5 protein-coding genes and 2 pseudogenes are annotated in these 4,895 nt (G+C 72.4%); 4 read left to right on the top strand and 3 right to left on the bottom strand.

Annotated features, from left to right (window positions below; translation table 11 throughout):
• Positions 1–387, bottom strand: a pseudogene (locus tag G3I65_RS17080) (ArsR family transcriptional regulator); the annotation flags it as partial.
• A 260-nt stretch (positions 388–647) separates the two neighbouring features.
• Between G3I65_RS17080 and G3I65_RS17075 the strand changes: the two are divergent.
• Together G3I65_RS17075 and G3I65_RS17070 are read left to right on the top strand one after the other, a co-directional pair.
• Positions 648–1,280 carry an RICIN domain-containing protein gene (locus G3I65_RS17075; protein WP_160696998.1) on the top strand — a complete coding sequence of 211 codons (633 nt, stop codon included), beginning with the start codon at positions 648–650 and terminating at the stop codon, positions 1,278–1,280.
• Between the two features lie 91 nt (positions 1,281–1,371).
• Positions 1,372–2,163, top strand: coding sequence for a DeoR/GlpR family DNA-binding transcription regulator (locus tag G3I65_RS17070; protein ID WP_375336688.1), 792 nt, complete (start codon positions 1,372–1,374; stop codon positions 2,161–2,163).
• A 48-nt stretch (positions 2,164–2,211) separates the two neighbouring features.
• Here the strand turns inward: G3I65_RS17070 and G3I65_RS17065 are convergent, their stop codons facing one another.
• Entirely contained in the window at positions 2,212–3,108 is an 897-nt protein-coding gene (locus G3I65_RS17065; protein ID WP_160696999.1) for an ROK family protein, read from the bottom strand.
• A 195-nt stretch (positions 3,109–3,303) separates the two neighbouring features.
• Here G3I65_RS17065 and G3I65_RS17060 point away from each other — a divergent pair, with 195 nt between their 5' ends.
• Positions 3,304–3,513 carry a CbtB-domain containing protein gene (locus tag G3I65_RS17060; protein WP_125313474.1) on the top strand — a complete coding sequence of 70 codons (210 nt, stop codon included), beginning with the start codon at positions 3,304–3,306 and terminating at the stop codon, positions 3,511–3,513.
• Positions 3,514–3,530: 17 nt separating this feature from the next.
• Positions 3,531–4,286: a CbtA family protein gene (locus G3I65_RS17055; RefSeq protein WP_160696997.1), complete on the top strand. Its 756-nt coding sequence runs from the start codon at positions 3,531–3,533 to the stop codon at positions 4,284–4,286.
• Here G3I65_RS17055 and G3I65_RS17050 read toward each other — a convergent pair.
• A pseudogene (locus tag G3I65_RS17050) lies at positions 4,287–4,895 on the bottom strand (cobyric acid synthase CobQ); the annotation flags it as partial. It abuts the gene before it with no gap.

Here is a 4,895-nt window from a genome sequence, read left to right as displayed (position 1 = left end):
GCCGGCGGTGTCGCCGTCGGCGAAGGCGGCCGCCCACGCCGGCAGGTCGCGGTCGGCCGGCGCCGTGCGCAGCGCGGCCTTGAGGCTCACCGAGTCCGCCTTCAGCACCGCCGCGAGACCCGTCTCGAGGTCGTAGCGGCCCGCCGCGGGCACCAGGAACTCCGGGATCGGCGCGTCCGGGCGGCAGAGCCACATCAGCACCGCCGCGGAGTCCGGCAGGCCCTGCCACACCCGGTAGCGCCACCGGTTGAACGCCGCCGAAGCCGCGTTCCGGCCGCCGTCGCGCCGCTGCAGGACCTGCAGGCTCGCGGCCAGCTCACCCATCGGGTCGGCCGCGGCGGCGAGGCCGACGCGGACGAGGTCCGGCAACGTCAGTTCGATGCGCACGATTCCCCCGGGTCTTTTGCCCCTCCATCGGGTGAAGATCTCGTTCCGTTACATATCTGACCTGGGTTTTTGCCTCTCCGGGAAATCTTCTCGACGGGGACCGACGGGCCCTGAATGATGGCTCCAGAGACCGCTTTCGGGGGTTCGCGGTCTCGACGAGGGGGAATCGCCGGCACGTTCCAGCGCCGGGCCACGACGGTCCGGCGCCGGTTGCCGCGCGCCTTCGTCGTCAGCACACCGATGATCCGAAAAGGGGAACGATGACGAAGATGAAGCGCCTGATGGTGACGGTCGCGGCGACCGCGGGGCTGTTCGGCCTGGTCGCCGTGCCGCAGGCCGGTGCCGCGCCCACCGACGGCAAGGGCACCGCGGTCACGTCGATCGGCGACCTCAAGCTGCGCCCGGCGAAGGTGGCCGGCGTCCAGCAGAAGAAGTCGACGAACACGATGGCCGCCGCGGCCGTCGACCCGGGCCCGTACCTCATCGAGTCCGTGGCCTTCGGCCGCTGCTGGGACGCCGACCTGAACACCATCAACGCCAACGGCACCAAGGTGCAGCTCTGGGACTGCAACGACACCGCCGCCAACCAGGCGTGGTGGCTGACGCAGAACCCGGAGGGCTACTTCCGGTTCCAGAACTACCAGAGCGGCCGGTACCTCGACGCCGACGCGAACTCGATCGGCAAGAACGGCACCAAGATCCAGCTCTGGGACTTCCAGGCCGGTGGCAAGAACCAGTGGTGGAGCCTGACCGAGATCCCCGAGGGCTACCTGCGCCAGCAGACCCCGGCCAGCCCGCGCTACCTGACCGCCGAGGGTTCGGTGGGCGCCAACGGCACGCGGCTGCAGCTGTGGGACTTCATCGCGGGCGGCAAGTCGCAGTGGTGGTTCTGATCCGCTAGGCACGAGAACGCGGGCCCCGCTCGGGGCCCGCGTTTTCGCTTCCGCGTAGTACCTTTGCAGATTCGGAAGGTGCTGCGGAGGGATGGGCTTGGACCGGCACGAACGGCTCAGCGCACTGCTGGACATGGTGGGGCAGCGGGAAAAGATCGACGTCGAGGCCTCCGCCGAAGAGCTCGACGTCTCCGCCGCGACGATCCGGCGCGACCTGGACCACCTGGCCGGGCGCCAGCTGCTGACCCGCACCCGGGGCGGCGCGGTGGCCAGCAACGTGGCGTACGACCTGCCGCTGCGGCACAAGGCCGCGCGCAACGCCCCCGAAAAGCAGCGCATCAGCGCCGCCGCCGCCCGCCTGGCCGAACGCGGCATGGTGATCGGGCTCAACGGCGGCACGACGAGCACCCAGGTCGCCCGCGCGCTCGCGCTGCGCCCGGAACCGCCGGGCCGGGACGGCTCACCGGCGCTGACCGTGGTGACCAACGCGCTCAACATCGCCCACGAGCTGGCGGTGCGCCCGCACATCAAGATCGTGGTGACCGGCGGCGTCGCCCGGCAGCACTCCTTCGAGCTGACCGGGCCACTGGCGAGCCTCTTCCTCGACCAGATCACCCTCGACCTGGTGTTCCTCGGCGTGGACGCGTTCGACGCCGAGCGCGGCGCGTACGCCCACCACGAAGGCGAGGCGAGCATCAACCGGCTGATGGCCTCGCGGGCGCGGCACGTGGTGGTGATCGCGGACAGCGGCAAGCTCGGCGGCCACGCCTTCGCCCGCATCTGCGACACGGCGGCGGTCGACCGGCTGATCACCGATTCGGGCGCGGACCCCGGCCACATCGAGGCCTTCGAAGCGGCCGGGGTCGACGTCCTGCTGGCGTAGTCGCCGGACCGGCCGGGCACTCGCCGCGCCCCCGGGTCCGGTCCTGGCTCAGGCGTCCAGCAGGTCGAAGGCCAGCAGGCCGGCGCCGAGGCGGCCGGCTTCGTCGCCCAGCTTCGCGATCCGCAGCTCCGGCATCTTCTGGAACGTCAGGTGCGCCGCCAGCCACTCGCGCACCGGCTCCAGCACGTAGTCGGCCGCGGTGAACAGGCCGCCGCCCAGCACGATCACCTCCGGGCCGAGCAGCGTCAGCAGCGTCCGGATGCCGTGGCCGAGACCGTCGAGGGCGTCCTGGACCACCGCGACCGCGACCTCGTCGCCGCCGCGGGCCAGCTCCACGACTTCGCGGGCGCCGTCGGCCGGGCGGCCGGTGCGCTCGGTGTAGCGGCGCGCGATCGACGCCGCCGACGAGATCGCCTCCAGGCAGCCGGTCGCGCCGCAGCCGCACTTGCCGGGGTGACCGACGTCGATGTGCCCGACCTCGCCCGCCTGCCCGTGCGCGCGGTGGATCCGGCCGTCGAGCAGCAGCGCGGCCGCGATCCCGGTGCCGACCGGGATGAACGCCGCGTTCGTCGCGCCCTGCCCGGCGCCGACCCGGAACTCGGCGATGCCGCCCGCGGTCACGTCGTGCCCGAACGCCACCGGCAGCCCGAGCCGTTCTTCCAGGAGCTCGCCGAAGTGCACCTCGCGCCAGTCGAGGTTGGCGGAGAAGTGGCAGATCCGGGTCTCCTCGTCGACGATCCCGGGCACCACGACGCCGACGGCGGCGGGCCGCCCGGTGCCCGCCTGCTCGGCCAGTGCGGCCACGATGTCCACGACCTGCGCCGCCAGCGCCGTCCCGTCCGCGCTGCGCGCCGTCTCCGCCCGCAGTGCCGCCTGGGGCCGCAGCTGCTCGTCGAGCAACGCCGCCTTGATCGTCGTCCCGCCCACATCGAGGGCCGCCACCATTCGAGTCACCGCGGCATTGTCACATTGACGGGGCCGGAACGGCGGACCTACGCTCAACCGGCCAGACGAGGAGATTCCGGAACGCGGTGCAAGTCCGCGCGGTCGCGCCACTGTGACCCCCGCCAGGGGGAAGCCAGACCCGGACCCTCGTGACCGACCCCGATGAGGCCGCGAAAGCCCGAGGAGGCCACGCCCATGTCCCACACGGCAGCTCCCGCCGTCCCGCTCCCGATCCGCATCCCGATCCGCGAGATCGTCCCGTGGGCGGTGTTCGTGGTGCTCCTCGCCCTGATCGCGCTGTACTTCGTCAGCGCCGAGCAGGGCGCGATGGCGGTCTTCGCGAACTCCTACGTCCACGAGTTCGTGCACGACGGCCGGCACCTGCTGGCCTTCCCCTGCCACTGAGCGGCGGGCGCGCTCCCATGATGAAGACCCTGCTGGTCCGCGGCATGCTCGCGGGCCTGATCGCCGGCGTGCTCGCGTTCGGGTTCGCCTACGCCTTCGGTGAGCCGTCGGTGAACACCGCCATCGGCCTCGAGGAGTCCGGCGGTCACTCCCATTCCCATTCGCACGACGCCGGCGCCGCGCCCGCCGAAGAGCACGAAGAGGAGCTGGTCCCCCGGGACGTCCAGAGCACCCTCGGGCTGCTCACCGGCGTCCTGGTCTACGGCGTGGCGATCGGCGGCCTGCTCTCGCTCGCCTTCGCGTTCGCCCAAGGCCGCCTCGGCAGCCTGCGCCCCCGCGTTACGGCGCTGCTGCTCACGGCGGGCGCGTTCGCCGTGGTGTTCCTGGTGCCGTTCCTGAAATACCCGGCCAACCCGCCGGCGGTGGGCCAGCCGGGCACGATCGGCGCGCGCACCGAGCTGTACTTCGGGTTCGTCGCGGTGTCCCTGCTCGCGGGCATCCTCGCGACGGTGTTCGGCCGCAAGCTGGCCGACCGCTTCGGCGCCTGGAACGGCTTCCTCCTCGCGGCGGCGGGCTACCTCGTCGTGATCGGCGTGGTGGCCTGGCTGATGCCGGTGGTCGACGAGGTCCCGGCCGAGTTCCCGGCGTCGACGCTGTGGAGCTTCCGCACGGCGTCGGTCGGCACGCAGGTGACGCTGTGGCTGGCCCTGGGCCTGGCTTTCGGCGCCTTCGCGGAGAAGGCGCTCACGAAGAAGACCGCCGTCACCGCTTGACTAGGGGGCGCCCGGCGGGACGAACGGAAGTCCCGCCGGCGCGCCCCGTTCGAGCAACGCGAGCAGCGTCGCCGCGTCCAGGTGCTCGTCGATCGCGTCCGCCAGCTTGTCGAGCATTTCCTCGCGCAGTTCCCCGAAACCGGGCGCATCGGGCACGGGCGTCCAGCCGACGCCCGCCTGCGCCGCCGCTTCGGTGAGCCATGCGCGGCGGAAGGCGTCGTTCTCGAAGGCGCCGTGCCACATCGTGCCCCACACCGATCCGGCGCGCACGCCGTCCAGAAAGGACTCCAGCTCGGTTGGCGCGGTCACCGAACCGTGGTGGATTTCGTAGGCGCGCACCGGGTTTCCGCGCCACTCCCCTGACGGCCGGGCCAGCACCTTCTCCGCGGCGAACGCCACCCGCGTCGGCAGCAGACCGAGTCCGGACACCGGACCGGCACCGGACTCGACGTCGTCCACAATGGACTCCGCGAGCATCTGGTAGCCGCCGCAGATGCCGAGCACGGGCCGTCCGGCCGCCGCGCGCGCCGCGACCGCCGTGTCCAGGCCGCGCTCGCGCAGCCAGGCGAGGTCGTCGACGGTGGCGCGCGAACCGGGCAGCACGACGAC

Origin of the sequence: Amycolatopsis sp. SID8362, assembly GCF_010550475.1 — a bacterium.
Lineage (GTDB): Bacteria > Actinomycetota > Actinomycetes > Mycobacteriales > Pseudonocardiaceae > Amycolatopsis > Amycolatopsis eburnea.
The sequence above is the reverse complement of the archived record's forward strand: the minus strand, read 5'-3'. Positions and strand labels throughout refer to the sequence as shown.